Source organism: Streptomyces sp. NPDC057900, from assembly GCF_042887885.1.
Taxonomy (GTDB): Bacteria; Actinomycetota; Actinomycetes; order Streptomycetales; family Streptomycetaceae; genus Streptomyces.
Window position 1 is genome coordinate 222,512 of the sequence record NZ_JBHVOI010000007.1, and the last position, 23,734, is coordinate 246,245.

General features: G+C 71.0%; 23 protein-coding genes. 6 read left to right on the forward strand and 17 right to left on the reverse strand.

Annotation, left to right across the window (positions count from 1 at the left end; translation table 11 throughout):
- Positions 1-59: 59 nt before the first annotated feature.
- From ACFVQ0_RS25590 to ACFVQ0_RS25605, 4 genes are all read right to left on the reverse strand, one after another.
- Positions 60-737, reverse strand: coding sequence for a GNAT family N-acetyltransferase (locus ACFVQ0_RS25590; protein ID WP_024488847.1), 678 nt, complete (start codon positions 735-737; stop codon positions 60-62).
- 101 nt (positions 738-838) lie between these two features.
- Positions 839-1,705 carry a MetQ/NlpA family ABC transporter substrate-binding protein gene (locus tag ACFVQ0_RS25595; RefSeq protein ID WP_390091541.1) on the reverse strand — a complete coding sequence of 289 codons (867 nt, stop codon included), beginning with the start codon at positions 1,703-1,705 and terminating at the stop codon, positions 839-841.
- 71 nt (positions 1,706-1,776) lie between these two features.
- The gene (locus tag ACFVQ0_RS25600; RefSeq protein WP_390091542.1) at positions 1,777-2,448 is read right to left on the reverse strand and encodes a methionine ABC transporter permease; all 672 of its coding nucleotides are present in this window, start codon (positions 2,446-2,448) and stop codon (positions 1,777-1,779) included.
- Positions 2,445-3,503, reverse strand: a complete 1,059-nt coding sequence (locus ACFVQ0_RS25605) for a methionine ABC transporter ATP-binding protein (protein ID WP_390091543.1) — start codon at positions 3,501-3,503, stop codon at positions 2,445-2,447. Before ACFVQ0_RS25605 ends, ACFVQ0_RS25600 begins: the two co-directional genes overlap by 4 nt.
- A gap of 571 nt (positions 3,504-4,074) precedes the next feature.
- Here ACFVQ0_RS25605 and ACFVQ0_RS25610 point away from each other — a divergent pair.
- Both ACFVQ0_RS25610 and ACFVQ0_RS25615 read left to right on the forward strand, forming a co-directional pair.
- A complete protein-coding gene (locus tag ACFVQ0_RS25610; RefSeq protein ID WP_390091544.1) occupies positions 4,075-4,434 on the forward strand; it encodes a hypothetical protein in 360 nt (119 codons plus the stop codon).
- A gap of 2 nt (positions 4,435-4,436) precedes the next feature.
- The gene (locus ACFVQ0_RS25615; protein WP_390091545.1) at positions 4,437-4,874 is read left to right on the forward strand and encodes a hypothetical protein; all 438 of its coding nucleotides are present in this window, start codon (positions 4,437-4,439) and stop codon (positions 4,872-4,874) included.
- A 34-nt stretch (positions 4,875-4,908) separates the two neighbouring features.
- Here the strand turns inward: ACFVQ0_RS25615 and ACFVQ0_RS25620 are convergent, their stop codons facing one another.
- The 3 genes from ACFVQ0_RS25620 to ACFVQ0_RS25630 form a co-directional block, all read right to left on the reverse strand.
- Positions 4,909-5,412: a GNAT family N-acetyltransferase gene (locus ACFVQ0_RS25620; protein ID WP_390091644.1), complete on the reverse strand. Its 504-nt coding sequence runs from the start codon at positions 5,410-5,412 to the stop codon at positions 4,909-4,911.
- Between the two features lie 37 nt (positions 5,413-5,449).
- A complete protein-coding gene (locus ACFVQ0_RS25625) occupies positions 5,450-6,016 on the reverse strand; it encodes a sigma-70 family RNA polymerase sigma factor (protein WP_390091546.1) in 567 nt (188 codons plus the stop codon).
- A gap of 107 nt (positions 6,017-6,123) precedes the next feature.
- On the reverse strand, positions 6,124-7,296 hold the full coding sequence (locus tag ACFVQ0_RS25630; protein ID WP_390091547.1) for a glycerophosphodiester phosphodiesterase: 1,173 nt from the start codon (positions 7,294-7,296) through the stop codon (positions 6,124-6,126).
- A 233-nt stretch (positions 7,297-7,529) separates the two neighbouring features.
- On the opposite strand from ACFVQ0_RS25630, the gene ACFVQ0_RS25635 reads away from it, so the two are divergent.
- On the forward strand, positions 7,530-8,201 hold the full coding sequence (locus ACFVQ0_RS25635) for a lysophospholipid acyltransferase family protein (protein WP_311306720.1): 672 nt from the start codon (positions 7,530-7,532) through the stop codon (positions 8,199-8,201).
- Positions 8,202-8,282: 81 nt separating this feature from the next.
- Here the strand turns inward: ACFVQ0_RS25635 and ACFVQ0_RS25640 are convergent, their stop codons facing one another.
- Complete coding sequence (locus ACFVQ0_RS25640; protein WP_390091548.1) at positions 8,283-9,827, reverse strand: MFS transporter; 1,545 nt, start codon at positions 9,825-9,827, stop codon at positions 8,283-8,285.
- Complete coding sequence (locus ACFVQ0_RS25645; RefSeq protein ID WP_390091549.1) at positions 9,824-10,375, reverse strand: TetR/AcrR family transcriptional regulator; 552 nt, start codon at positions 10,373-10,375, stop codon at positions 9,824-9,826. Before ACFVQ0_RS25645 ends, ACFVQ0_RS25640 begins: the two co-directional genes overlap by 4 nt.
- A 506-nt stretch (positions 10,376-10,881) precedes the next feature.
- Between ACFVQ0_RS25645 and helR the strand changes: the two genes are divergently transcribed.
- Complete coding sequence (gene helR, locus ACFVQ0_RS25650; RefSeq protein WP_390091550.1) at positions 10,882-13,029, forward strand: RNA polymerase recycling motor ATPase HelR; 2,148 nt, start codon at positions 10,882-10,884, stop codon at positions 13,027-13,029.
- 22 nt (positions 13,030-13,051) lie between these two features.
- Here the strand turns inward: helR and ACFVQ0_RS25655 are convergent, their stop codons facing one another.
- From ACFVQ0_RS25655 to argH, 3 genes are all read right to left on the reverse strand, one after another.
- Positions 13,052-13,942: a sigma-70 family RNA polymerase sigma factor gene (locus ACFVQ0_RS25655; protein ID WP_390091551.1), complete on the reverse strand. Its 891-nt coding sequence runs from the start codon at positions 13,940-13,942 to the stop codon at positions 13,052-13,054.
- Positions 13,943-14,039: 97 nt separating this feature from the next.
- Positions 14,040-15,011 carry an aldo/keto reductase gene (locus ACFVQ0_RS25660; protein WP_390091552.1) on the reverse strand — a complete coding sequence of 324 codons (972 nt, stop codon included), beginning with the start codon at positions 15,009-15,011 and terminating at the stop codon, positions 14,040-14,042.
- A 141-nt stretch (positions 15,012-15,152) separates the two neighbouring features.
- Positions 15,153-16,586 carry an argininosuccinate lyase gene (argH, locus tag ACFVQ0_RS25665; protein ID WP_390091553.1) on the reverse strand — a complete coding sequence of 478 codons (1,434 nt, stop codon included), beginning with the start codon at positions 16,584-16,586 and terminating at the stop codon, positions 15,153-15,155.
- 355 nt (positions 16,587-16,941) lie between these two features.
- Between argH and ACFVQ0_RS25670 the strand changes: the two genes are divergently transcribed.
- Both ACFVQ0_RS25670 and ACFVQ0_RS25675 read left to right on the forward strand, forming a co-directional pair.
- A complete protein-coding gene (locus ACFVQ0_RS25670) occupies positions 16,942-17,535 on the forward strand; it encodes a pyridoxamine 5'-phosphate oxidase family protein (RefSeq protein WP_390091554.1) in 594 nt (197 codons plus the stop codon).
- 64 nt (positions 17,536-17,599) lie between these two features.
- Positions 17,600-18,301, forward strand: a complete 702-nt coding sequence (locus ACFVQ0_RS25675) for a L,D-transpeptidase (RefSeq protein WP_390091555.1) — start codon at positions 17,600-17,602, stop codon at positions 18,299-18,301.
- A 13-nt stretch (positions 18,302-18,314) separates the two neighbouring features.
- Here the strand turns inward: ACFVQ0_RS25675 and ACFVQ0_RS25680 are convergent, their stop codons facing one another.
- The 5 genes from ACFVQ0_RS25680 to argC are packed head-to-tail and all read right to left on the reverse strand — an operon-like array spanning position 18,315 to position 23,142.
- Complete coding sequence (locus ACFVQ0_RS25680) at positions 18,315-18,851, reverse strand: arginine repressor (protein ID WP_311306710.1); 537 nt, start codon at positions 18,849-18,851, stop codon at positions 18,315-18,317.
- Between the two features lie 25 nt (positions 18,852-18,876).
- Positions 18,877-20,067: an acetylornithine transaminase gene (locus tag ACFVQ0_RS25685; RefSeq protein WP_390091556.1), complete on the reverse strand. Its 1,191-nt coding sequence runs from the start codon at positions 20,065-20,067 to the stop codon at positions 18,877-18,879.
- The gene (gene argB, locus ACFVQ0_RS25690; RefSeq protein WP_327336035.1) at positions 20,064-20,966 is read right to left on the reverse strand and encodes an acetylglutamate kinase; all 903 of its coding nucleotides are present in this window, start codon (positions 20,964-20,966) and stop codon (positions 20,064-20,066) included. The genes ACFVQ0_RS25685 and argB overlap by 4 nt, the downstream gene beginning before the upstream one ends.
- On the reverse strand, positions 20,963-22,117 hold the full coding sequence (gene argJ / locus ACFVQ0_RS25695) for a bifunctional glutamate N-acetyltransferase/amino-acid acetyltransferase ArgJ (protein ID WP_390091557.1): 1,155 nt from the start codon (positions 22,115-22,117) through the stop codon (positions 20,963-20,965). The genes argB and argJ overlap by 4 nt, the downstream gene beginning before the upstream one ends.
- Positions 22,114-23,142 (reverse strand): N-acetyl-gamma-glutamyl-phosphate reductase, encoded by a 1,029-nt coding sequence (gene argC / locus ACFVQ0_RS25700; protein WP_390091558.1) that lies wholly within the window; start codon positions 23,140-23,142, stop codon positions 22,114-22,116. The genes argJ and argC overlap by 4 nt, the downstream gene beginning before the upstream one ends.
- Between the last annotated feature and the right edge of the window lie 592 nt (positions 23,143-23,734).

A 23,734-nucleotide genomic window follows, 5' to 3' on the forward strand; every position in this document is an offset into this window, starting at 1 on the left:
GAGGCGGGCACGGCGGACGGACCCGGTCCGTGCCGGTGCGGTGCGGAGCCGGGGAGGGATCAGTTCCAGTCGTTGTACGTACCGTATCCACCGGCGTCGGCGAGCTGCTCGGCGACTCCCTCCAGATCCTCGGGGAGCAGGCCCCAGACGATCAGGTCGGTCCTGATGTCGGCCCATCCGCCGTCCTCGGTCTGTGAGCGGGCTATCCGCGCGTTGCGCAGGATCCCCTCGCTGATGCAGCCGAGTTTCTGGGCGACCTGCTGGGAGGCGGTGTTGTCGGCGGCGGTGCGCAGCTCTATCCGCTCGAAGCCCTGGTCGCGGAAGAGCCACTGGGCGAGGGCCAGCACGGACTCGGTGGCGTATCCCTCGCCGCGCGCCCAGGGGGCGGTGATGTAGGCGGCCTCCGTGGCCAGCGTCCGCCAGTCGGTGTTGTGCAGCCGGACAGAGCCGACGAGGCGCTGGGTGAGGAACTCGGTGACGGCGAAGACGATGCCGTCGCCCTTGGTGCGCTGCGCGGGGGCGATCCTGCGGACCCAGCGTTCGGCGTCGACCTGGGTGTACGGGTGGGGTGCCTCGGTCCAGGCCGTGACGAGTTCGTCGTTCATCATCTCGATGTACGCGGGGACGTCAGCCATGTCGAAGGGGCGCAGCACCAACCGATCCGTGCTGATGGAGATGTCCGGAAAGGTGGAAGTCATGCGCAGCTCCATGCCGAAGACCGTGTAAAGGCACAGCATGCAGCATCGGGCCGGGCCTGTGCATGGGCGGGTCCGCACGGCGGAGCCCCGCACACCCGGGCGGGGTGTGCGGGGCTCGTCGGGCAAATGCCGCGTGGGGGTCAGGACTTGGCGGCGGATCCGAAGGCCGGGATGACCGAGCCCTGGTAGCTGTCCTCGATGAACTTCTTGACCTCGTCGGAGTGCAGGAGCTTCACGAGCTTCTGGACGCGGGCGTCCTTCTCGTTGCCCTTCTTGACGGCGACGATGTTGGCGTACGGGTTGCCGTCGGCCTTCTCGATCGCGAGGGCGTCGGTGGCGGGCTTGAGCTTGGCCTCGATGGCGTAGTTGCCGTTGATGACGGCGGCGTCCACGTCGTTCAGGGCGCGGGGGACGGTCGCGGCCTCCAGCTCCTTGAACTTGAGGCCCTTCTTGTCGGTGATGTCGCTCAGCTTGGCGCTGGTGCCGACGCCGTCCTTGAGGGTGATCAGGCCGTTCTGCGCGAGCAGCTGGAGCGCGCGGCCCTCGTTGGTGGTGTCGTTCGGCACGGCGATGGTCTGGCCGGACTTGATGTCACCCAGGTCCTTGACCTTCTTGGAGTAGAGGCCGAGGGGCTCCAGGTGGACGGTGCCGACGGAGACCAGGTGGGTGTTGTTCTTCTTGTTGAAGTCGTCGAGGTAGGGCTGGTGCTGGAAGAAGTTGGCGTCGACCTGGCCGGTCTCGGTGGCGGTGTTCGGCAGGACGTAGTCCGTGAACTCCTTGACCTCCAGCTTGAGGCCGGCCTTGGCCGCCAGGTTCTTCTTGACGAAGCCCAGGATGTCGGCGTGCGGCGTCGGGGACGCGGCGACGACGAGGGCCTTGGAGGTGTCGGCCTTGGCGCCGGTCTCGCTCTTGGACGCCGGGTCGGAGTCCGTGCCGCAGGCGGTGAGGCCGAAGGCGAGGGCGGCGGTGGCGGCGGCAGCTGCGGTGATCTTGATGTTCTTGCGCACGAAGAGTGCCTCTTTCAGGTGGTGATGGTGGTACGCCCGGACAAGGAGTGCGGGCTCGGAGGAGAGAAGTCTCAGGAGGTGGTGCGGCCCCGGCGGGCCAGCAGGCGTACGGCGGTGTCGCCGATCAGCTGGATCACGGTCACGATGACGATCAGGAGCGCGACGGTGATGAGCATGAACTGGTTGTCGAAGCGCTGGAATCCGTAGGTGACGGCCTTGGAGCCGAGCCCCTCGCCGCCGACCGCGCCGGCCATCGCGGAGTAGCCGATGAGCACGATGACGGTGGTGGTGACGCCGGAGACCAGGGAGGGCAGCGCCTGCGGCAGCAGGACCTTGCGGACGATCGTCGGGATGGATCCGCCCATGGACTGGACGGCCTCGACGAGCCCGTGGTCGACCTCGCGGACCGCCGTCTCGACGAGCCGCGCGAAGAACGGGATGGCGCCGACGGCCAGCGGCACGATCATCGCGGTCGGGCCGATGAAGGTGCCGACCACCCAGGTGGTGAAGGGGATCAGCGCGATCAGCAGGATGATGAACGGCAGCGAGCGGCCGATGTTCACGATCACGCCGATGACCTTGTTCACCGGGACGTTCCTCAGCAGTCCGCCCTTGTCGGTGAGGACGAGCAGGACGCCGAGCGGCAGTCCGACCAGCACGGTGACGACCGCCGACCACAGGACCATGTACAGGGTGTCGACGGTGCCCTGGGTCAGCAGCGGCTGCATTTCGGACCAGGTCACTTCGCCACCTCCTTGGTGAGCGGTGCGGGAATCGTTGCGGGTTCGGCGTCGGTGTCCTCGACGACCTCGGCCTGCAGGCCCTGTTCGCGCAGGAAGCCGATGGGCACGACGTTCTCCTCGAACCGGCCGGGCAGTTCGATGCGCATCCGGCCGACCTGCCTGCCGCCGACGGTGTCCATCGCCGCGCCCAGGATCGATATGTCGATGTTGTACGTACGCGAGAGCTGGGAGATCACCGGCCGGGCGGCGGCGTCGCCGTGGAAGGTGACGTCGACGACCGTGCTGCCGGGACCGGAGGCGCTGCCGCCGACCGGGAACAGTTCGTGGGCGAGTTCGGAGCCGGGGGTGGCGAGCAGTTCGCCGACGGTGCCGGACTCGGCGATGCGGCCCCCGCGCATCAGCGCGGCGGAGTCGCAGACGGTCTTGACGACGTCCATCTCGTGCGTGATGAGCAGGACGGTGAGGCCGAGCTGCTGGTTGAGGTCGCGCAGCAGCTGGAGGATGGAGCGGGTGGTCTCGGGGTCGAGCGCCGAGGTCGCCTCGTCGGAGAGCAGCACCTTGGGGTCGCCGGCGAGTGCGCGGGCGATGCCGACGCGCTGCTTCTGGCCGCCGGACAGCTGGCCGGGGTAGGCCTTGGCCTTGTCGGAGAGGCCGACCAGGTCGAGGAGTTCGAGGGCCTTGCGGGTGCGTTCGCGGCCGGTGACGCCGAGGATCTCCAGCGGGAGTTCGACGTTGTCGCGCACGGTGCGGGAGGCCAGCAGGTTGAAGTGCTGGAAGACCATCCCGATGCGGCTGCGGGCCTCGCGCAGTTCCTTGCCGGCCCGGCGGCCCCGTCCCGCGAGGGCGGTGAGGTCCTGGCCGGCGACGGTCACGGTGCCGGAGGTGGGGCGCTCCAGCAGGTTGACGCAGCGGATGAGGGACGATTTTCCGGCGCCGCTCTGTCCGATGACGCCGTACACCTCGCCCTCGCGGACATGGAGGTCGACGCCGTCCAGAGCGGTGACCTCACGGTCGCGCGACTGGTAGACCTTCGTGAGGCCCGTAGTGGTGATCACAGGGTTTCCGTCACTGTCGAGTGCGCGGCGCGGTGTCCGCCGGGCACGGGGCATTCGTCCGGTGGGGCTTCGGACTTCGATCGGACGTTTCGAGCGGGGTCTCGGCACGGCCCGGCGCGGTGGTGACCGCGGGGCGGCGTGCCGGAGCAGGCTCGTTCCGCTGGGTGCGGACGGCTCGGGCTCGGTCTCGCTTCGGGGCGCGAGGCTCAGGCGGGGGCCCTCAGAAGGCGCGCATTCGACACATACAACGAGCACCGGGCGTCGTGATCGCCTCGGTCGCAAGGGTGCGGCTGCTCGTCGTGGTCATGTCCCAAGTAAAACAGACGTAACGGTCCACCCCGACCGGATGTCCGAATAGCGGACGGTCGTGGATGACGCACAGGGCGCACGGTGTCGGCCATCTCTCTTTCTCGTCGCACCGCTCTGAACTGCACTGATACGGGGAGCGGGCGGCCGGTGACGCAATCGGGCCCCTGGGCGGCCCGGCCCCGTCCTGTGGCCAAGGCCACGATCCCGGTGCGGGTGCGGGGGCGCACGCGGCGGGCGGTCCGGCCCGTAATACCCTCGGCTCATGCTTGACGCCCTGACGATCGCGGTCGGCGTGGCCGCCCTCGCCCTCGCCGCCTGGTGCGGATTCGCCGCCTACCGGGACCAGCCGACCAAGGACTGGCACTTCATCGGGATGGCCGTGGTCTCGGTGCTCGCGCTGGCCCAGCTGGTGGTGGGGATGGTGCAGCTGGCCCGCGGTGAGCGGCCGGAGCAGGGCATGACCATCTTCATCGCGTATCTGGTCGGGGCCTTCCTCGCCGTACCGGCGGCGGGGTTCCTGTCGCTGAGCGAGCGGACCCGGTGGGGTTCGGTGACGGTGGCGGCGGGCGCGGTCGTACTGGCCGTTCTCGAAGTACGGCTCTACGACATCTGGGGAAACTGACCGTGACCGACACCGATAGCACCCCCGCGGCGGACACCGGCGAGAAGAAGTCCTTCGACCTGGGCACCGGTCCGGGCCGGGTACTGGTCTGGTTCTACGGCGTGTTCACCGTGGCGGCGGCGTCCCGTTCGATCGTCCAGATGATCCTGGACTTCGGCAAGGCCCCGCTGGCCTACGTGCTGTCGGCGGTCGCCGCGCTCGTCTACGGCTTCATCACGTATTCGCTGGTGCGCGGCGGGGAGCGGGCGCGCAGGACGGCGCTGGTGTGCTGCGCCGCCGAGCTCGCCGGCGTCCTGATCGTGGGTACGTGGACGCTGGTGGAGCCGTCCGCGTTCGCGGATGCCACGGTCTGGTCGGACTTCGGCGCGGGTTACCTGCTCATCCCGGTGATCCTGCCGGTCACCGGGATGATCTGGCTGCGCCGCGCGAGGACCGCGTAGCCGCCGCGCGAGGACCGCGTGGCCGCCGGGCGGGTCAGGCGCTGGTCACGTACGCGGCGGCGGAGGCCTCCTTCTCCAGCAGGATCATCCGGACGCCGTCGTGGCCGGTCGCGTTGCCCACGGGGGCGTAACCGGCCCGGCGGTAGAGCCGCAGGTTCCCCTCGCTGAGGTGACCGGTGTGCAGCTGGAAGCGGGTGGCCGCGCGCTGGTCCGCCAGGCCGGATTCCGCGGCCCGCAGCAGCCGGGCGCCGAGGCCGTGCCCCTGGAGCCTGGGGTGGACGCAGAGCCGGCCGATCAGTCCGGTGCCGCCCTGGTCCGCGGATCCGCGTACCGAACCGACGACTTCCTCACCGAGCCGTGCCACGAACACCAGGTCCGTGGCGATTTCGGCGCGCAGTGAGTCGAGGGTCTGGACGAGTGGGTCGATCCGGTAGTTCCCGTACAGCTCCGCCTCGCTCTGAAAGCTGAGGTACTGGAGTTTCAAGATCTGTTCGGCGTCCTGTGTGCCCGCCGCCGAGATGATCACGCTCATGCCCATCCGCGCACGCCTCCCGCTCATCTGATCCGCCGGTTGTCTACCGCTCCTTTCCCCGCGGTTCAGGAGCTACAACCTCCGCCGCCAGCATTCTGCGCAGACATCCAAGGCATCGGGAACGGATCGGGCCCAAACTCCCCTGTGACATAGCCAACTCCCCTGCGATCTCGCGGTAGGTGGGATCGTTCGGGGCCAGCAGCGCACTCAGCAGGCGGGCGCAGCGGGCCGGGAGCCGGTCGACCGCGGCACGCAGTAACCGGCGCTGTTCGGCGCCGGCGAAGGCCCGTTCCGGGCAGCCGGCCGGGTCGGGGGCGGTCTCGTCGCGGTAGGGCCGCTCGTTGCGGACGGCGCGGCGGGCCCGGCGGGCCTCCCCGCGCACGGTTTCCCGGACCCAGCGGGCGGCGTCCTTCGGCGGTCCCTGCTCGGGCAGCCGTTCCAGCAGCCGCAGCCAGACGGCCTGTTCGAGATCGGCGCGGTCGACGGCGGCGCCGGTGGCCGAGGCCGCCGCCTCGGCCCCGGCCTCGGCGCTGACCAGCGGGTACAGGGTCCGGACGACGGCTGCCGGGGCGGGCCGGGGCGGTACGGCGGAAAGATCGAGAAGCGTCATGCACCCACCCGACGCCGCTCTGCGGCGGCCGGTTGCCGAACCGGCCCCGTACCACCCGACCGGGGCGCACCCGGCCGGATGCTGACGGGCACGTACCCCGGACGGCCCTACTCGCCTGCGAAGTCCGCCGCCGCGAGCAGCGCCGTGTCCGGGTTGTCGGAGAAGATCCCGTCGATGCCCGTCGCGAAGTACGCGGCGAAGGCGCCGAACGCGTCGCCGTACGCGTTGGGGTCGCTGCCGCGCCGGAAGTCCGCGGGCAGGAAGGTGTTCTCGTTGCGCATCGTGTAGGGGTGCAGGACCAGCCCCCGGGCGTGCGCGTCGCGCACCAGGGTGGTGGGTTCCGCGAGCCTGCCGGACGCGTCCTTGGGGATGATCAGGTCCAGGGTGGGCCCGATGCCCTGGGCGAAGGACGCCATCCACTTCAGGCCCGCGGGCTTCACCAGGTCGTCGGTGGTGCGCGGGTCCCCGGTCGCCGTGAAGTCCCAGGGCTGGGTGCCGGTGCCGGAGAGGAGGACGACGCGCGGAGTGGCGACGAGCTTCGACAGCCGCTGGATGCTGCTGGGCTCGAAGGACTGGAGGATGAGCGGCGACTGGGCGCGGTGGCGGTCGTAGCGGCGCAGCAGCTTGACGAGGCGTTCCTCAAGACCGAGGCCGAGGCCGCGGAAGTAGGTGGGGTGCTTGGTCTCGACGTACAGCCAGACCGGCTTCCCGCGCTTGCGGCCCTCGCGGTCGGCCCAGCGCAGGACCTCCTCGAAGGTGGGGATCTCCCAGCGGCCGTCGTACAGGGTGTTCTTCTGGCGGTTGCCCGGGATGCGCTCCTTGGCCCGCAGTGTCTTCAGTTCGGCGAGGGTGAAGTCCTCGGTGAACCATCCGGTGAGCGGGATGCCGTCGACGGTCTTGGTGGTCCTGCGGCTCGCGAACTCGGGGTGCGCGGAGACGTCGGTGGTGGCGGTGATGTCGTTCTCGTGGCGGCAGACGAGGTGCCCGTCCCGGGTCGGCACGAGGTCCTGCTCGATGACGTGGGCGCCCATGTCGAGGGCCAGCTGGTACGAGCCGAGGGTGTGTTCCGGGCGGTATCCGCTGGTGCCCCGGTGTCCGATGACGGTCGGCACCGGCAGGTCGAGGCGGTGTCCGGAGCCGCCGTGGCCGCCGGGGCGCTCCGCGGTGTTCCCGGCGGCCCGCGCCGTCCCGGACAGCCCGGCGGCCGCGGTTCCGAGTACGGCGGCTCCCACGCCCATGACGGTCCGTCGTCCGGGTGTGGCGTGCGCACGCTCTGTCATGAATGCTCCTCGCATATGATGTCCGGCATCTGTCGAGCGGGGCCCGAGCGTAGGCAGCTGGGCCGTCCGGACGGCGGCACCCGGGCCAACGTGGCGCAAACACACGTCAACACTGCGTATCCACTGCGTGAACCCGATGTGCGATCAGCGAGTACCCGCGAGTATCGTCCTCACCTGCATGGACCGCTCAATCCGTCGCTCGGCCGGGCCCGGCCACTACACCGGAGGAACCGTTGTCCCGACTCGCACTCATCAAGGCAGTGCTCGGACCGATCCTGCGCCTGATGTTCCGGCCGCGGGTGGAAGGCATCGAGAACATTCCGGGAACCGGGCCGGTGATCCTGGCGGGAAATCACCTCACGTTCATCGACTCGATGATCATGCCGATCTGCTGCGAACGTCCGGTCTACTTCATCGGCAAGGACGAGTACGTCACCGGCAAGGGCCTCAAGGGCCGCCTGATGGCCTGGTTCTTCACGGGCGTCGGCATGATCCCGGTGGACCGGGACGGCGGCCGGGGCGGTGTCGCGGCGCTGATGACCGGGCGCCGGGTGCTGGACGAGGGCAAGGCGTTCGCGATCTACCCGGAGGGCACCCGCTCCCCCGACGGCCGCCTCTACCGGGGCCGGACGGGCATCGCGCGGCTGACGCTGATGACGGGTGCGCCGGTCGTGCCGTTCGCGATGATCGGTACGGACAAGCTCCAGCCGGGCGGCTCCGGTCTGCCCCGGCCGGGCAAGGTCACGGTGCGCTTCGGTGAGCCGATGGAGTTCTCCCGCTACGAGGGCATGGACCGCGACCGCTATGTGCTGCGGGCGGTGACGGACTCGGTGATGGCCGAGGTGATGCGGCTGTCCGGTCAGGAGTACGTCGACATCTACGCGACGAAGGCCAAGGCCGCCTGAGCCCGCTCAGTCCTGCGGAAGGGTCCGTACCCCGGTCGGGGGTACGGACCCTTCGGCGTACCGGTGCCACCCGGCCGGCCGTCAGTCGTGCACGATGCCTTCCTCCAGCTCCTGGCCGCGCAGCAGGAACCAGGCCGCGACCGCCGTCGCCACCAGGACGACAGCGCCCACGGCGGAGGCCAGCCGCAGTCCGTCGACGAACGCGTCCTGGGCCGCGGAGACCAGGTCCGCCCCCTGCTGCCCCGTGAGCGTCTTGGCCGCCTCGACGGCGCCGCCCAGTGATTCGTGGGCGGCCGACGAGGTGGCGGCCGGTACCCCCGCCGGAGTGGCGAAGTCCTGGTAGACCCCGGTGACGACGGAGCCGAGCAGGGCGATGCCGAGCGCCGCGCCCAGCTCGTACGCCGTCTCGGAGACCGCGGACGCGGAGCCCGCGTGCTCCTTGGGGACGCTGGAGAGGATCACGTCGGAGGTCACGGTGAAGGCGAAGCCCGCGCCCACGCCCACGATCAGCAGCAGGGCGCCGATCAGCGGGTACGCGGTCTCCTTGTGGATGGCGGCGACCGCGGCCAGCGACAGGCCGATGGCCCCGAGCCCCCCGGACACCACGGACCGCACGGAGAAGCGGCGGGCGGTGGTCCCGGCCAGCAGGCCCGCGGTGACCGCGCCGACGGCGGCGGGCAGTTCGGCAAGTCCCGCCTCCAGCGGTCCCCGGCCCTGGACCAGTTGCAGGAACTGGGAGAGGAAGAAGACCAGCCCGGACAGGCCGAGGATGGTCAGCAGGTCCGCGAGCACGGCGCCAGAGAAGCCCCGGTGGTGGAAGAGGCGCATGTCCAGCAGCGGCGCGGGGAGGCGGAACTGCCGGCGTACGAACCAGACGAGTGCGGCCGCACCGCCGACGCCCGCGAGCGCGACCGGCCAGCTGGCGCCGTGCGCCGCCAGCTCCTTGATCGCGTACACGACTCCGAACATGCCGACCAGCGAGAGGCCGACGCTCATCACGTCCCACGGTCCGGGCGCCGGGTTCTTCGACTCGGGGATCAGCTTGATCCCGACGACGACGAGCACCGCCATGACCGGCAGGTTGATCAGGAAGACCGAGCCCCACCAGAAGTGCTCCAGGAGGAATCCGCCGACGACCGGGCCGACCGCCGCGCCGGCCGAGGCCATCGCGCCCCAGATGCCGATGGCGAGGCTGCGTTCGCGCGCGTCGTGGAAGATGTTGCGGATCAGGGCGAGGGTGGACGGCATCAGGGTGGCGCCGGCGACGCCGAGCAGGGCACGCGCCAGGATCATCATCTCCGGCGTCATCGCGTAGGCGTTGAGCACCGAGACCGCGCCGAAGGCGGTGGCTCCGCAGAGCAGCAGCTTCTTGCGGCCGATGCGGTCACCGAGGCTTCCCATGGAGACCAGGAGTCCGGCGATGACGAAGGAGTAGATGTCACCGATCCAGAGCAGCTGGGTGCCGGTGGGCTCCAGGTCCTCGCTGAGGAACGGGGTCGCCAGACCGAGCACGGTCGCGTCGACGGCCACCAGCAGCACGGCGAGCACGAGCACGGACAGCGCGAGCCACCGCCCGGGGCGGCGCAGCTCGGTCGGTGGCTCCGGGTGCTGTTCCATGCTGCTCATTGCTCCACGCTCCGGCGTGCGCCGCCGAGCAGCAACTCGACGATCATGTACTGGAAGTCCTGCGCGGCCACCCGTCCCACCTGGACGGCCCAGGCGCCGGTGCCGATGAGCCCGTAGAGGGCCTCTGTCAGCCAGGCGGGGGTCAGGTCGATGCGGATCTCGCCGCGCTCCTGGCCGCGCCGGAAGAAGGCGGAGACCCGTGCGTCCAGCCGGTCCCAGCCCTCGTTCATCTCGCCGCCCTCGAAGAGCTGGTTCTCGGTGACGAGGAAGGAGAGCAGTCCGGCGCTCGGCTCGACGGCCGCGACGAACCGGCGCAGCGCCTCCTCCGAGGTGCCCTCGTCGAGCCCGGCCCGGTCGAGCGCCGCCCCGAACTCCTGGATCCCCAGCTCCTCCAAGGCCCTGACCAGGGCGTCCCGCCCGGCGAAGTGCCGGTGCAGGGTGGCACGTCCGATACCGGCGGCCTTGGCGACCTCGTCCATGGTGGCGGTCGATTTACGGGTCAGCAGGGCCGCGGCGCTGCGCAGTACCTGCTCACGATCGAGAGTCATGAGACGAGATTAGCCCAAGTGAGACGATGATGTCTCATTCGGGGTGCCGAAGGTGGCCGGGGGAGGTCGCAGGAGGCCGCTGTACGGCGTAGAGATCCCGTTGTCCGTCATCCGGCGGTAGCGCCGGGCGGTGAGGGGAGCGGGCCACAGGCCCGTATCGTGGAGATCGTCGTGGTGATCGGCCCCGGAAGTGCCGGGCTGGAAGTGCCGGGCTCCGGGCGGGAGGTTCGTGAGCACGAACCCACTCCTTGCCACTTTTAACTTATAGCGCATGGGGGGGCTTGCCACAAGGCCCCCGTCATGGCGCAGAATCATCGGCCGAAGGCCAGTATTCGGCGGAGATGGGTGAGTCACGGAGTGCGTGTGCTGTTGCCGGCCTGCGGGTCGCGCGGTGATACCGAACCGCTGACGAACCTCGTCCCTTCCCTGCCACCAGGTACACCGCGCCGGTCCAGGCGCCCCGCTGCGCACATCGACTGCGAGCGGCCCAGTTCGGAGCTGATGACGTGAACCCCCTGACCACCAGCGCGTTCGACCTTCCCGACCGCCTCTCCTCCAAGGCGGACCCGGCCCTGATCGCCGGCGACGAGGAACACTTCGCCGCCATCGCCGAGTGCCTCGACGAGTCGATCGCCGAACTCACCGAGCGCCTCGCCGCCGAGCGCAGGACGCCCGGCGGCGCGGGCCGGCAGGCGATGGACCGGGACGTGGAGATCCACCGGCTGACCGCCCGTCTGCGGGCGCTGCGCCGCTTCGGCCTCGACCTGTGCCTGGGGCACATGGTCGCGGCGGACGACGGCGAGCCGCTGTTCGTCGGACGGCTCGGCCTCACCGACAGCTCGGGCCGCCGGCTGCTCATCGACTGGCGCTCCCCCGCGGCCGAGCCGTTCTTCGGCGCCACCCACGCCAACCCGATGGGGCTGGCGAGCCGCCGCAGGTACCGCTGGACCCGCGGCCGGATCAGCGACTACTGGGACGAGGTGTTCACCTCGGAGGGGTTCGCCGGGCACGCCGCGCTCGACGACCAGTCCGCGTTCATCGCCAGCCTGGGCAGCAACCGCTCGGCCCGGATGCGGGACGTGCTGGGCACCATCCAGGCCGACCAGGACGCCATCATCCGCGCGGGCTCGCGCGGCGCGCTCGTCGTCGACGGGGGCCCCGGTACGGGCAAGACGGTCGTCGCCCTGCACCGTTCCGCCTACCTCCTCTACTCCGACCCCCGGCTCGGTCACCGCCGGGGCGGCGTGCTGTTCGTCGGCCCGCACCAGCCCTACCTGGGCTACGTCGCCGACGTACTGCCCAGCCTCGGTGAGGAGGGCGTGCAGACGTGCACCCTGCGGGACCTGGTCACCGAGGGGGCGGCCGCGGGGCCGGAGACCGATCCGGAGGTGGCCCGCCTGAAGTCCTCCGGGAAGCTGGTGGCGGCGGTCGACGCGGCCGCCAGGTTCTACGAGGAGCCGCCGGCCAAGGGGATGACGGTCACCACCCACTGGTCGGACATCCAGCTGACCGCCGCCGACTGGGCCGTGGCGTTCGACGCGGCGGAACCCGGCACTCCGCACAACGAGGCGCGCGACCAGGTCCGCGACGAGCTGCTCACCATCCTGGTCGAGAAGCACGAGGGCGACGTCTCGGACGCCGTACTGCGCAAGTCGCTGCTGAAGAACCGGGAGCTGCTCACCACCTTCGACCGCGCCTGGCCGCTGCTGGAGGCGGCCGACGTCGTCGGGGACCTCTGGTCGGTCCCCGCCTACCTGCGCAGATGCGCTCCCTGGCTCAGCCGCGAAGAGGTCGCCCGGCTCCAGCGGGCGGACGCCCAGGCGTGGACGGTGTCCGACCTGCCGTTCCTGGACGCGGCCCGGCAGCGCCTCGGCGACCCCGAGGCGTCCCGCCGCAGCCGCCGGCACCAGGCGGCGCTCGCCGCCGACCGCGAGCACATGGACAAGGTCATCGACACCCTGCTCCAGGCGGACGACGACGGCGAGGGCGCCGTGACGATGCTGCACGGGAAGGACCTCCAGGAGGCCCTGGTCGACGACAGCGGCGCCCCCGGCACCGAACCGGACGAGCTCGCCGGGCCGTTCGCACACGTCGTCGTGGACGAGGCCCAGGAGCTGACCGACGCGGAGTGGCAGATGCTGCTGCTCCGGTGCCCGTCCGGGAGCTTCACCATCGTCGGGGACCGCGCCCAGGCCCGGCACGGGTTCACCGAGTCGTGGCAGGAACGGCTGAAGCGGGTCGGGCTGGACCGGATCAACCTGGCCTCCCTGAGCATCAACTACCGGACGCCGGAAGAGATCATGGCGGAGGCCGAGCCGGTCATCCGGGCCGTGCTCCCGGACGCCAACGTGCCGGCCTCCGTCCGCAGCAGCGGGATCCCTGTCACGCACGGCTCCACGGCGGACCTGGGCCAGGTCCTCGGCAACTGGCTCGCCGCCAATGCCGACGGGATCGCCTGCGTCGTCGGCGATCCCGGGTTCGAGCCGACCACCCGCGTCCGGTCGCTGGCCCCGGAGCTGACCAAGGGGCTCGAATTCGACCTGGTCGTCCTCATCGACCCGCAGACGTTCGGTGAGGGCATCGAGGGAGCCGTCGACCGCTATGTCGCGATGACCAGGGCGACCCGGCAGCTCGTCATCCTCACGAGCCCCTGACGCCGGGGCCGGCCGCGCCGCCTCACTCGTCGAGGAGGACCAGATCGCGGCCGGCCAGCCCGGCCGGGTCGCTGATGACGAGCAATTCGACGACCTTCCCGCGCTCGATCGTGAACCGCATGACGGAGAAGCCCTCTCCCTCGCGCGCCGCGATGACCGCCGGGGCCCCGTCGAGCAGCGCGAACCGCGCCGACCTGGCGTACGGCGCGAACATGATCGCCCGCCGCGCCACGTTCGCCGCGCCACGCACCACCGTGGTGGCCTCTCCGGCGCCGCTGCCGGACCGGGACACGACATCGGGGTCGAGCACGGCGACGAGCGCCTCGAAGTCCCCGCCCCTGGCGGCCGCCAGGAAGGCGTCCACGACCTCGCGGCGGACCGCCCCCGGGCCGGGCTCGGGGGCGACGCCCCGCACCCGGCGGCGGGCCCGGCTGGCGAGCTGCCGGGCGGCGGCCGGGGTGCGGTCCACGATGCGGGCGATCTCGTCGAACGGCACCGCGAACATGTCGTGCAGCACGAAGGCGAGCCGCTCGGCCGGGTCGAGCGTTTCGAGGACCACCAGCAGCGCGAGCCCCACCGAGTCGGCGGTCAGCGCCTGCTGCTCCGGGTCCCCGCCGGGCTCCGGGACCGACGCCGGACCGGGCTCCGGCGCCTCCGGCATCCCGATCTCCAGGGGCTCCTCGCGGCGGACGCGGCGCGAGCGGAGCATGTCCAGGCAGACCCGTCCGACCACGGTCGTCAGCCAGCCGCCCAGGTTCTCGATCGCCGCGCTGTCCGACCGGGAGAGCCGGATCCAGGCCTCCTGGACCGCGTCCTCCGCCTCGCTCGACGAGCCGAGCATCCGATGGGCCACGGCCTTCAGATGGGTGCGGTTCTCCTCGAACCGCGCCGCCAGGAACTCGATCTCGTCCACAGCCGTCCTCCCGTGTCAGGTGTTCTCATCACCTTGACGCCACGGACCCGCCGGATGTGACCACCGGGCCCGGAACCGTGGTGAGGGGGCGGACGGTTCAGCTCCAGGGCAGCGACGCGCGGTGGCGCCAGTAGGCCTCCGGTTCCTCCACCAGCGCGTCCAGCCGGGCGCGCCGCTCCTCGTCGAGGCCGAGGACGGCGGCGTGCAGGTTGCCGGCGAGCTGGGTGACGGTCGCGGCACCGGAGAGCACGACCCCGGCCCACGGCTGGTGCAGCACCAGCGCCAGGGCCACCGCGTCGCTGCCCAGCCCCTCCTCCTCTGCGATCTCCCGCACCACGGCCGGGGCCTCCGTGCCCGCCAGCCGGCCGTTGGCCATGGCCTCCTTGACGATCACGGTGAGCCCGGCGGCGTGCGCGTCGGCCAGCGCCGGTCCGGCCGAGGTCTCCAGCGCGTTGTAGGTGGCCTGGACCGTACGGAAGAGGGGCTCTCCGTCGACCGTGACGGCGAGGGCGGCCCGGATCGCCTCGGCCTGCGCGGGCCCGCTGGTGGAGAGGCCGACGCTGACGCCCTCCGCGGCGAGTGCGGCGAGGCGGGCGTGCAGTTCCTTGTCCGTCAGGGCCGGGCTGTCCGCGGTGACGGAGTGGATCTGGTAGAGGTCGAGCCGGTCGCCGAGCAGCTCCGCGGTCTCGGCGCGCTGGCGCTCGTACGTGGCGAGGCTGTGGTCCTTGACCTCGTGCGCCTCGGCCTCGACGTTCCAGTCGGCGGTGTACGTGTAGCCCCACTTGCTCCCGATGACGACGTCGCGCACCTCGGGCCGGGCCGTCAGCCACTCGCCGAGGAACTCCTCGGAGCGGCCGTAGGAGCGGGCCGCGTCGAAGTAGCGGACGCCCTGGGCGTAGGCGGCGTCGAGCAGTTCGTGGGTGCGGGCGCGCAGCGCGTCGGCGGTGCGCTCGTCCGGCAGGTCGCGGTCACGGTGGAGATTGATGTAGCCGGGCCTGCCGACCGCTGCCAGGCCGAGCCCGATGTGGGCGGTCGGGGTGGTGGTACTGGCCAGTCGGGCGAAGGGCATCGCGGGCTCCTCGTGTTCGGTGGGGCAACGCGGCCGGGGCCGTCCTGCCCCGGCCTGCCGCACAGGTGATGGTGTCGCACCTGCCCGGACCCGGCCCGGACAGGCCCCACCCGACCAACGTAGCCCGCGATGCCCGTCCGGCTACTTGCGGGCAGCGGCCCAGGCGTGCTGTGTCGCGAGGTCCTCCTTGACCTCGGCCAGCTGGACGGCGACCGCGGAGGGGGCCGTGCCGCCCCGGCCGTCGCGGGAGGCCAGCGCGCCGGCCACGTCCAGGACCGTGCGGACCTCGGGGGTGAGGTGCTCGGAGATCTTCGCGAACTGTTCGTCGGTCAGCTCGTCGAGCTCGATGCCGTGCCGCTCGCACTCCTTGACGCAGGCGCCGGCGACCTCGTGGGCGACGCGGAACGGCACCCCCTGCTTGACCAGCCACTCCGCGATGTCGGTGGCGAGCGAGAAGCCGGCCGGGGCCAGCTCCTCCATGCGCTCGCGGTTGACGGTGAGCGTGGCCATCATGCCGGTGAAGGCGGGCAGCAGGACTTCGAGCTGGTCGCAGGAGTCGAAGACCGGCTCCTTGTCCTCCTGGAGGTCGCGGTTGTACGCGAGCGGCAGGGCCTTCAGCGTGGCCATCAGCCCGGTGAGGTTGCCGATGAGCCGTCCCGACTTGCCCCGTGCCAGTTCCGCGATGTCGGGGTTCTTCTTCTGCGGCATGATCGACGAGCCCGTGGAGAAGGCGTCGTGGAGGGTGACGAAGGAGAACTCCTTCGTGTTCCAGATGATGATCTCCTCCGCGATCCGGGAGAGATTGATCCCGATCATCGCGGTGATGAAGGCGAATTCGGCGACGAAGTCCCGCGAGGCCGTGCCGTCGATGGAGTTGGCCACGGAGCCGCGCTCGAAGCCGAGGTCCGCCGCGACCGCCTCCGGGTCGAGGCCGAGCGAGGAGCCGGCGAGCGCGCCGGAGCCGTACGGGGAGACGGCGGTCCGCTCGTCCCACTGGCGCAGCCGCTCGGCGTCCCGGGACAGCGGCTGCACATGGGCCAGGATGTGGTGGGCGAAGAGCACCGGCTGGGCGTGCTGGAGGTGCGTGCGGCCGGGCATGGCCACGTCCGGGTGGGCCTCGGCGAGGCCGACCAGTGCGTCCTGGAGCTCGGCGAGGAGACCGCCGATGATCCGGGCGTGGTCGCGCAGGTACATCCGGAAGAGCGTGGCGATCTGGTCGTTGCGGGAGCGGCCGGCCCGCAGCTTGCCGCCGAGGTCCGGGCCGAGCCGCTCCAGCAGGCCGCGCTCAAGGGCGGTGTGGACGTCCTCGTCCGCGATGGTGCCGGTGAACGAGCCGTCCGCGACGTCCGCCTCCAGCTGGTCGAGCCCTGCGGTCATCCGCTTCAGCTCGTCCTCCGTGAGCAGCCCCGCCTTGTTGAGGACCCGCGCGTGGGCGCGGGAACCCGCGATGTCGTACGGCGCGAGGCGCCAGTCGAAGTGGACGGACGCGGACAGCCTGGCCAGCGCCTCGGCCGGGCCGTCCGCGAACCGGGCGCCCCAGAGGCGTACGTCGCTGTTGCCGTTGCCGTTGCTCACTGCGTGCTCCTCGGAAGAACAAGGGGGGTGGATGTGCGACCGCCTCCCCGCGCGGGCGGCCGGGGAGGCGGTGACGTAACGGGGTGGGGTCGGGTCAGGTCACATCGGGCGGCGTCCCGTCCGCGATCCTGCCGATGGCGACGGAGGTGTCCGGGCCGCCCGAGTAGGCGAGTACGACGCGCTCGGTCACGGTTTCCTCCTCACGGTGCGCTCACTGACGCGTATAACTATACGTCCCTCCGTATGGTTTGCCAAAGTCACAGGTGAGGGGTGCGCCGAACAGGGGGCGGCCGCTCCGGTCCCACCGGCTGAAATACGCCTGCCCGCGCGGGATCCGGGGAAGATACTCGAACGCATGGGAAAGACATACGAACGCATCGACGGGCGGCTGCGGACCTTCATCGAGGAGCAGCACATCTTCTTCACGGCGTCCGCGCCGCTGGACGGTGACGGCACGGTCAACCTCTCCCCCAAGGGGGTCAGCGGCTCCTTCGTGGTGCTGGACGAACAGCGCGTGGCGTACCTGGACTTCGCCGGGAGCAACGCGGAGACGGTGGCCCATCTGCGCGAGAACGGCCGGATCACCCTGATGTGGTGCGCCTTCCAGGGGCCGCCGACCATCGTGCGGGTGCACGGCAGAGGTGAGCCGGTCTTCCGCGACGACGACCGCTTTGCCGGTCTGCTCGGGAGGTTCGACGGGGTGGACCCCTCCCGGCACGGACTGCGCGCGATCATCGTGGTGACGGCGGAACTGATCCGGGACAGCTGCGGATACGCGGTCCCCTTCATGTCGTACGACGAGGACAGGCCGCTGCACGCCAAGCGCTTCTCGCGTGACGACGACGACTCGCTCAGCGCCTACTTCGCCAAGAAGGACCACATCGCCACCAGCATCGACGGGCTGCCGGGGCTGCCGCTCCCGCTGCCCGCCATGCCGCCCGCGCAGTGAGCGGTTGGGCCGTACGGAGCAGGCGCGCGGGTGGTGGCGCGGCGGCCGGTCTACGGTCCGGGACATGCGCAGATGTCTGGTGGCCTGTTCGGTCCTGCTCGCTGTCACCGCCCTGACCGGGGTACGGGCCCCGGTGGACCCGCCGCTGCCGCAGCGGCTGGCCGACACGGGCGGCGGCTCCCAGCTGATCACCGCCGAGGCCTCCGCCACCGGGGCCACCACGGGCACGGTCACCTGGTGGAACAGGCGCTCCGGGCAGTGGGTGGCGGCCGGATCCGCACCGGCCCGCTTCGGGGCCAACGGGCTGACCGAGGGCGCGACGCGCGAGCAGGGCACGGACACCACACCCACCGGGCTCTACGACCTGCCGTACGCCTTCGGGGTGGCGGCGGCACCGCCCGGTACCCGCTACCCCTACCGCCGGGTCCACAACGGGTCCTGGTGGTGCCAGGACAACGCGGCGCGGGCGTACAACCGGTGGGTGGAGCCGCGGCCCGCCGACTGCCGCGCGTCCGAGGCGGAGCACCTGATCACGTATCCGGCGCAGTACGCCCGTGCGCTGGTCGTCGGCTTCAACTACGAACGTCCGGTGCGCGGCCGCGGCGCGGGAATCTTTCTGCACGTCAACGGGCATGGTGCGACCGCCGGTTGTGTCTCCGTACCGGCGGCCGCGATGGACCGGATCCTGGCCTGGGCCGATCCCGCCCGTCGTCCGCACCTCGCGATCGGGACCGATTCGGGCCCGACCGCGATCACCCGCTACTGACCGCCGCCGGCCTTCAGCGGTCGTTCTGCGCGAGCCGCAGCAGATGGTCGGCGAGCGCCTGTCCGCCCGCCGGGTCGCGGCTGATCAGCATCAGCGTGTCGTCCCCGGCGATGGTGCCGAGGATGTCGTGCAGTTCGGCCTGGTCGATCGAGGAGGCGAGGAACTGGGCGGCGCCCGGAGGCGTGCGCAGCACCACGAGGTTGGCCGAGGCCTCCGCCGAGATGAGCAGTTCGGCGGAGAGGCGGCGCATCCGCTCCTCCTTCGCGGAGCCGCCCAAGGGCGCGTGCGGGGTACGGAATCCGCCCTCGCTCGGCACCGCGTAGATCAGCTCGCCGCCGGTGTTGCGGATCTTCACCGCGCCCAGTTCGTCCAGGTCCCGGGAGAGCGTCGCCTGGGTGACGCTCAGCCCGTCGTCGCTGAGGAGCTTGGCCAGCTGGCTCTGCGAGCGCACCGGCAGCCGGTTCAGGATGTCCACGATCCGGCGGTGGCGTGCCGTGCGGGTCTGCGGCACGGACGGCCCGCCGTGCTCGGATTCCTGCGCCTCGGTCATCGTCGTCGCCTCATTCTCCGGAACGTCATTCTCCGGATCGTCCTTGTGCCGCGTCGAGTACGCCGGGAAGTGCCCGGAGGAACGTGTCCACCTCCGCGTCACCGATGATCAGGGGCGGCATCAGCCGTACGACATCGGGTGCGGGTGCGTTCACCAGGAGCCCGGCTCCCTGAGCCGCCTGCTGCACCTGGGGTGCGAGGGGCTCGGTGAGCACGATACCCAGCAGCAGCCCCGAGCCCCGGACATGGGAGACCAGGGGGTGTCCCAGACCCTCCACGCCCTCCCGGATCCGCTCGCCGAGCCGCTTCACGTTGTCCAGCGCGCCGTCGGCGGCCAGGGTGTCCAGGACCGCGAGTCCGGCGGCGCAGGCGACCGGGTTGCCGCCGAACGTCGTGCCGTGCTGACCGGGTGTCAGCAGCTCCGCGGCCGCGCCGAACGCCACGGTGGCGCCGATCGGCAGCCCGCCGCCGAGCCCCTTGGCGAGCGTGACGAGGTCGGGCTCCACGCCCTGGTGGCGCTGGTGCTCGAACCAGGTGCCGCACCGGCCGATGCCCGTCTGCACCTCGTCGAGGACCAGCAGGGTGCCGGTGGCCCGGGTGATCTCCCGGGCCGCCTCCAGATAGCCCTTGGGCGGGACGACGACTCCGTTCTCGCCCTGGACCGGCTCGATGATCAGCAGCGCGGTGTCCGTGGTCACCGCGGCCCGCAGCGCCTCGACGTCCCCGTACGGGACATGCGTGACGTCACCGGGCAGCGGGACGAACGCCTCGCGCTTCTTGGGCTGTCCGGTGAGCGCGAGGGCGCCCATCGTCCGGCCGTGGAAGCCGCCGTCGGTGGCGACCATGTGGGTGCGCCCGGTCAGCCGGCCGATCTTGAACGCGGCCTCGTTGGCCTCGGCGCCCGAGTTGGAGAAGTAGACCTTGCCGGTGCGGCCGAAGAGCTGGAGCAGCCGCTCGGCGAGCGCGACGGGCGGTTCGGCGATGAAGAGGTTGGAGACGTGGCCGAGGGAGGCGATCTGGGCGGAGACCGCCTCGACGATCGCGGGGTGGGCGTGGCCCAGCGCGTTCACCGCGATGCCGCCGACGAAGTCGAGGTACTGGTTGCCGTCGGCGTCCCACACCTTGGCACCTTCGCCTCGGACGAGGGACAGCTTCGGGGTGCCGTAGTTGTCCATCAGCGCGCTCTGCCAGCGCTGCGAGAGCTCGGCGTTGGTCATGCTTCCCCCTGTGCGTCGGGCACGACCATCGTGCCGATTCCCTCGTCGGTGAAGATCTCCAGCAGGATCGAGTGCTGGACCCGGCCGTCGATGACCCGGGCGGTTTCGACGCCGTTGCGCACGGCGTGCAGGCAGCCCTGCATCTTGGGCACCATTCCGCTGGAGAGTTCCGGCAGGAGCTTCTCCAGTTCGGTGGCGGTGAGGCGGCTGATCACGTCGTCGCTGTTCGGCCAGTCCTCGTAGAGGCCCTCGACGTCGGTGAGGACCATCAGCGTCTCGGCGTTGAGCGCGGCGGCGAGCGCGGCGGCCGCGGTGTCGGCGTTGACGTTGTAGACGTGGTTGTCCTCCGCCGAGCGGGCGATGGAGGAGATGACCGGGATGCGGCCGTCGTCCAGGAGCGCCTGGATGGCCCCGGTGTCGATGGCGGTGATCTCCCCGACCCGGCCGATGTCGACGGCCTCGCCGTCGATGACGGGCCGGTGCTGGGTGGCGGTGATGGTGTGGGCGTCCTCGCCGGTCATGCCGACGGCGAGCGGCCCGTGCTGGTTGAGCAGGCCCACCAGCTCGCGCTGGACCTGTCCGGCGAGCACCATCCGTACGACGTCCATCGCTTCCGGCGTGGTGACGCGCAGACCGGCCTTGAACTCGCTGACCAGGCCCTGCTTGTCGAGCTGGGCGCTGATCTGCGGGCCGCCGCCGTGCACGACGACGGGCTTGAGGCCCGCGTGCCGCAGGAAGACGACGTCCTGGGCGAAGGCGGCCTTCAGCTCCTCGTCGATCATGGCGTTGCCGCCGAACTTGATGACGACGGTCTTGCCGTTGTGCCGGGTCAGCCAGGGCAGCGCCTCGATGAGGATCTGCGCCTTCGGGAGTGCGGTGTGCTTCCGCGCGGTGGTCATGAGCTGTACGCGCTGTTCTCGTGGACGTAGTCCGCGGTGAGGTCGTTGGCCCAGATGACGGCCGACTCGGTGCCCGCGGCGAGGTCGGCGGTGATCCTGACCTCCCGGTAGCGCATGTCGACAAGGTCGCGGTCCTCGCCGACTCCACCGTTCTTGCAGACCCAGACGTCGTTGATGGCGACGTTCAGCTCGTCCGGCTCGAACGCGGCCTTCGTCGTGCCGATGGCGGACAGCACCCGGCCCCAGTTGGGGTCCTCGCCGTGGATGGCGCACTTGAGGAGGTTGTTACGGGCGATGGAACGGCCCACCTCGACGGCGTCGTCCTCGGTCGCGGCGTTGACGACCTCGATCCGGATGTCCTTGGACGCGCCTTCGGCGTCCCCGATCAGCTGCCGGGCCAGGTCGTCGCAGACGGTCCGTACGGCCTCGGCGAACTCCCCCTGCTCCGGGGTGATCCCGGAGGCCCCGGAGGCCAGCAGCAGAACGGTGTCGTTGGTGGACATGCAGCCGTCGGAGTCGACCCGGTCGAAGGTGGTGCGGGTCGCGTCGCGCAGCGCGGCGTCCAGTCCGGCGGCGTCCACGTCGGCGTCGGTGGTGAGCACGACGAGCATGGTGGCGAGGCCGGGGGCCAGCATGCCGGCACCCTTGGCCATTCCGCCGACGGTCCAGCCCTCGCCGCCCGCGACGGCGGTCTTGTGCACGGTGTCGGTGGTCTTGATGGCGATGGCGGCCTTCTCGCCGCCGTGCTCGCTCAGGACCGCCGCGGCCTTCTCGATGCCCGGCAGGAGCTTGTCCATCGGGAGCAGCAGACCGATGAGCCCGGTGGAGGCGACGGCGATCTCGCCGGCGCTGTGGCCGCCCAGGACCTCGGCGGCCTTCTCGGCGGTGGTGTGGGTGTCCTGGAAGCCCTGCGGTCCCGTACAGGCGTTGGCGCCACCGGAGTTGAGGACGACGGCGGTCACCGCGCCGCCCTTGAGCACCTGCTCCGACCAGCGGACGGGGGCGGCCTTGACACGGTTGGAGGTGAAGACGCCCGCGGCGGCGCGACGCGGGCCGTTGTTGACCACGAGGGCCAGGTCCGGGTTACCGCTCTCCTTGATTCCGGCGGCGATGCCCGCCGCCGTGAATCCCTGTGCTGCCGTGACGCTCACGGTGCGACTCCGATCGTGGAAAGACCTGTGTCCTCGGGGAGTCCGAGGGCGATGTTCATGCTCTGCAGGGCGCCGCCCGCGGTGCCCTTGGCGAGGTTGTCGATGGCGCTGATCACGATGACGCGGCCCGCCGCGTCGTCGTACGCGACCTGGATCTGGACGGCGTTGGAGCCGTACACGGCGGCGGTCGCGGGCCACTGCCCCTCGGGCAGCAGGTCGACGAACGGCTCGTCCGCGAAGGCCTTCTCGTACGCGGTACGGACGGACTCGGCGCTCACGCCCGGCTTCGCCTTCGCGCTGCACGTGGCGAGGATGCCGCGGGGCATCGGTGCGAGGGTCGGCGTGAACGACACGGTGACCGGCTCACCGGCCGCCGCGCTGAGGTTCTGGATCATCTCGGGCGTGTGCCGGTGGACGCCGCCGACGCCGTACGGCGACATGTTGCCCATCACCTCGGAGCCGAGCAGATGCGGCTTGGCCGCCTTGCCCGCGCCGGAGGTCCCGGAGGCTGCGACGATCACGGCCTCGGGCTCGACGAGCTGGGCGGCGTACGCCGGGAAGAGCGCGAGCGACACGGCGGTGGGGTAGCAGCCGGGCACCGCGATACGCTTGGTCCCCGCCAGCCCGGCCCGCCCGCCGGGCAGCTCGGGCAGGCCGTACGGCCAGGTCCCGGCGTGCGGCGAGGCGTAGAACTTCTCCCAGTCAGCGGCGTCCTTGAGCCGGAAGTCGGCCCCCATGTCCACCACGAGCACATCGTCACCGAGCTGCTCCGCCACGGCGGCGGACTGCCCGTGCGGCAGCGCGAGAAAGACCACGTCGTGCCCGGCGAGCACCTCGGGCGTGGTCGGCTGAAGCACCCGCCCGGCGAGCGGCCGCAGGTGCGGCTGCAGCGCCCCGAGCGGCTGTCCCGCGTTGGAATTCGCGGTGAGGGCCCCGATCTCGACCTCCGGGTGGACCAGGAGAAGACGCAGCAGTTCCCCGCCGGCGTATCCGCTCGCCCCTGCCACCGCTGCACGTACCACCATCGAAATCCTCCTCGTCGATGGCATGACTATACGCAGCGTCGCACTTTTATGCAAAGAAATGGGCTGGTCGGAGGCAGGCCGGGTGTGACCTTGCGCTTCAATTGGCGGGCTTGCAGGTGACCTGGCGGGTTGTGTGTGATCCTTCGAGGGTTGCGCACGCACCTCTTCGCATTGATGAGATCGAGTCGCGCCGATTAACGCCGAGCACGCGCAGCGTCAAGCAGGGGCCCCAAACCTCTACCCCGCTCTGGCGAGACACCGCGACCGCACACGAGCACCTGCCCAACGCCGCCCCCCGACCTCGAACGGTCAGCCCCACGACCTGGTGACCGCTGCCCCTCATGTGGAAGGGCAGGACGGTCAGCGGCTGAGCACGATGACTGGCGCGCGGGGTAGCGACTGCATCGACACAGCCAGGCTTCTTTCGACGAGCTGGTCGTGCCGTGCACAGTCGCGTGAGGAGAGAGCCTCGGCCTGCGCACGGATTGGGCAGGCCGCCAGACGGCCACTTGGCAGACCGGCGGAAGAGACATCGTCAGCCCTGTCCGTGACCTGTGGGCCGCGGCTTCGGCGAAACGCGGAAGTGCTGACC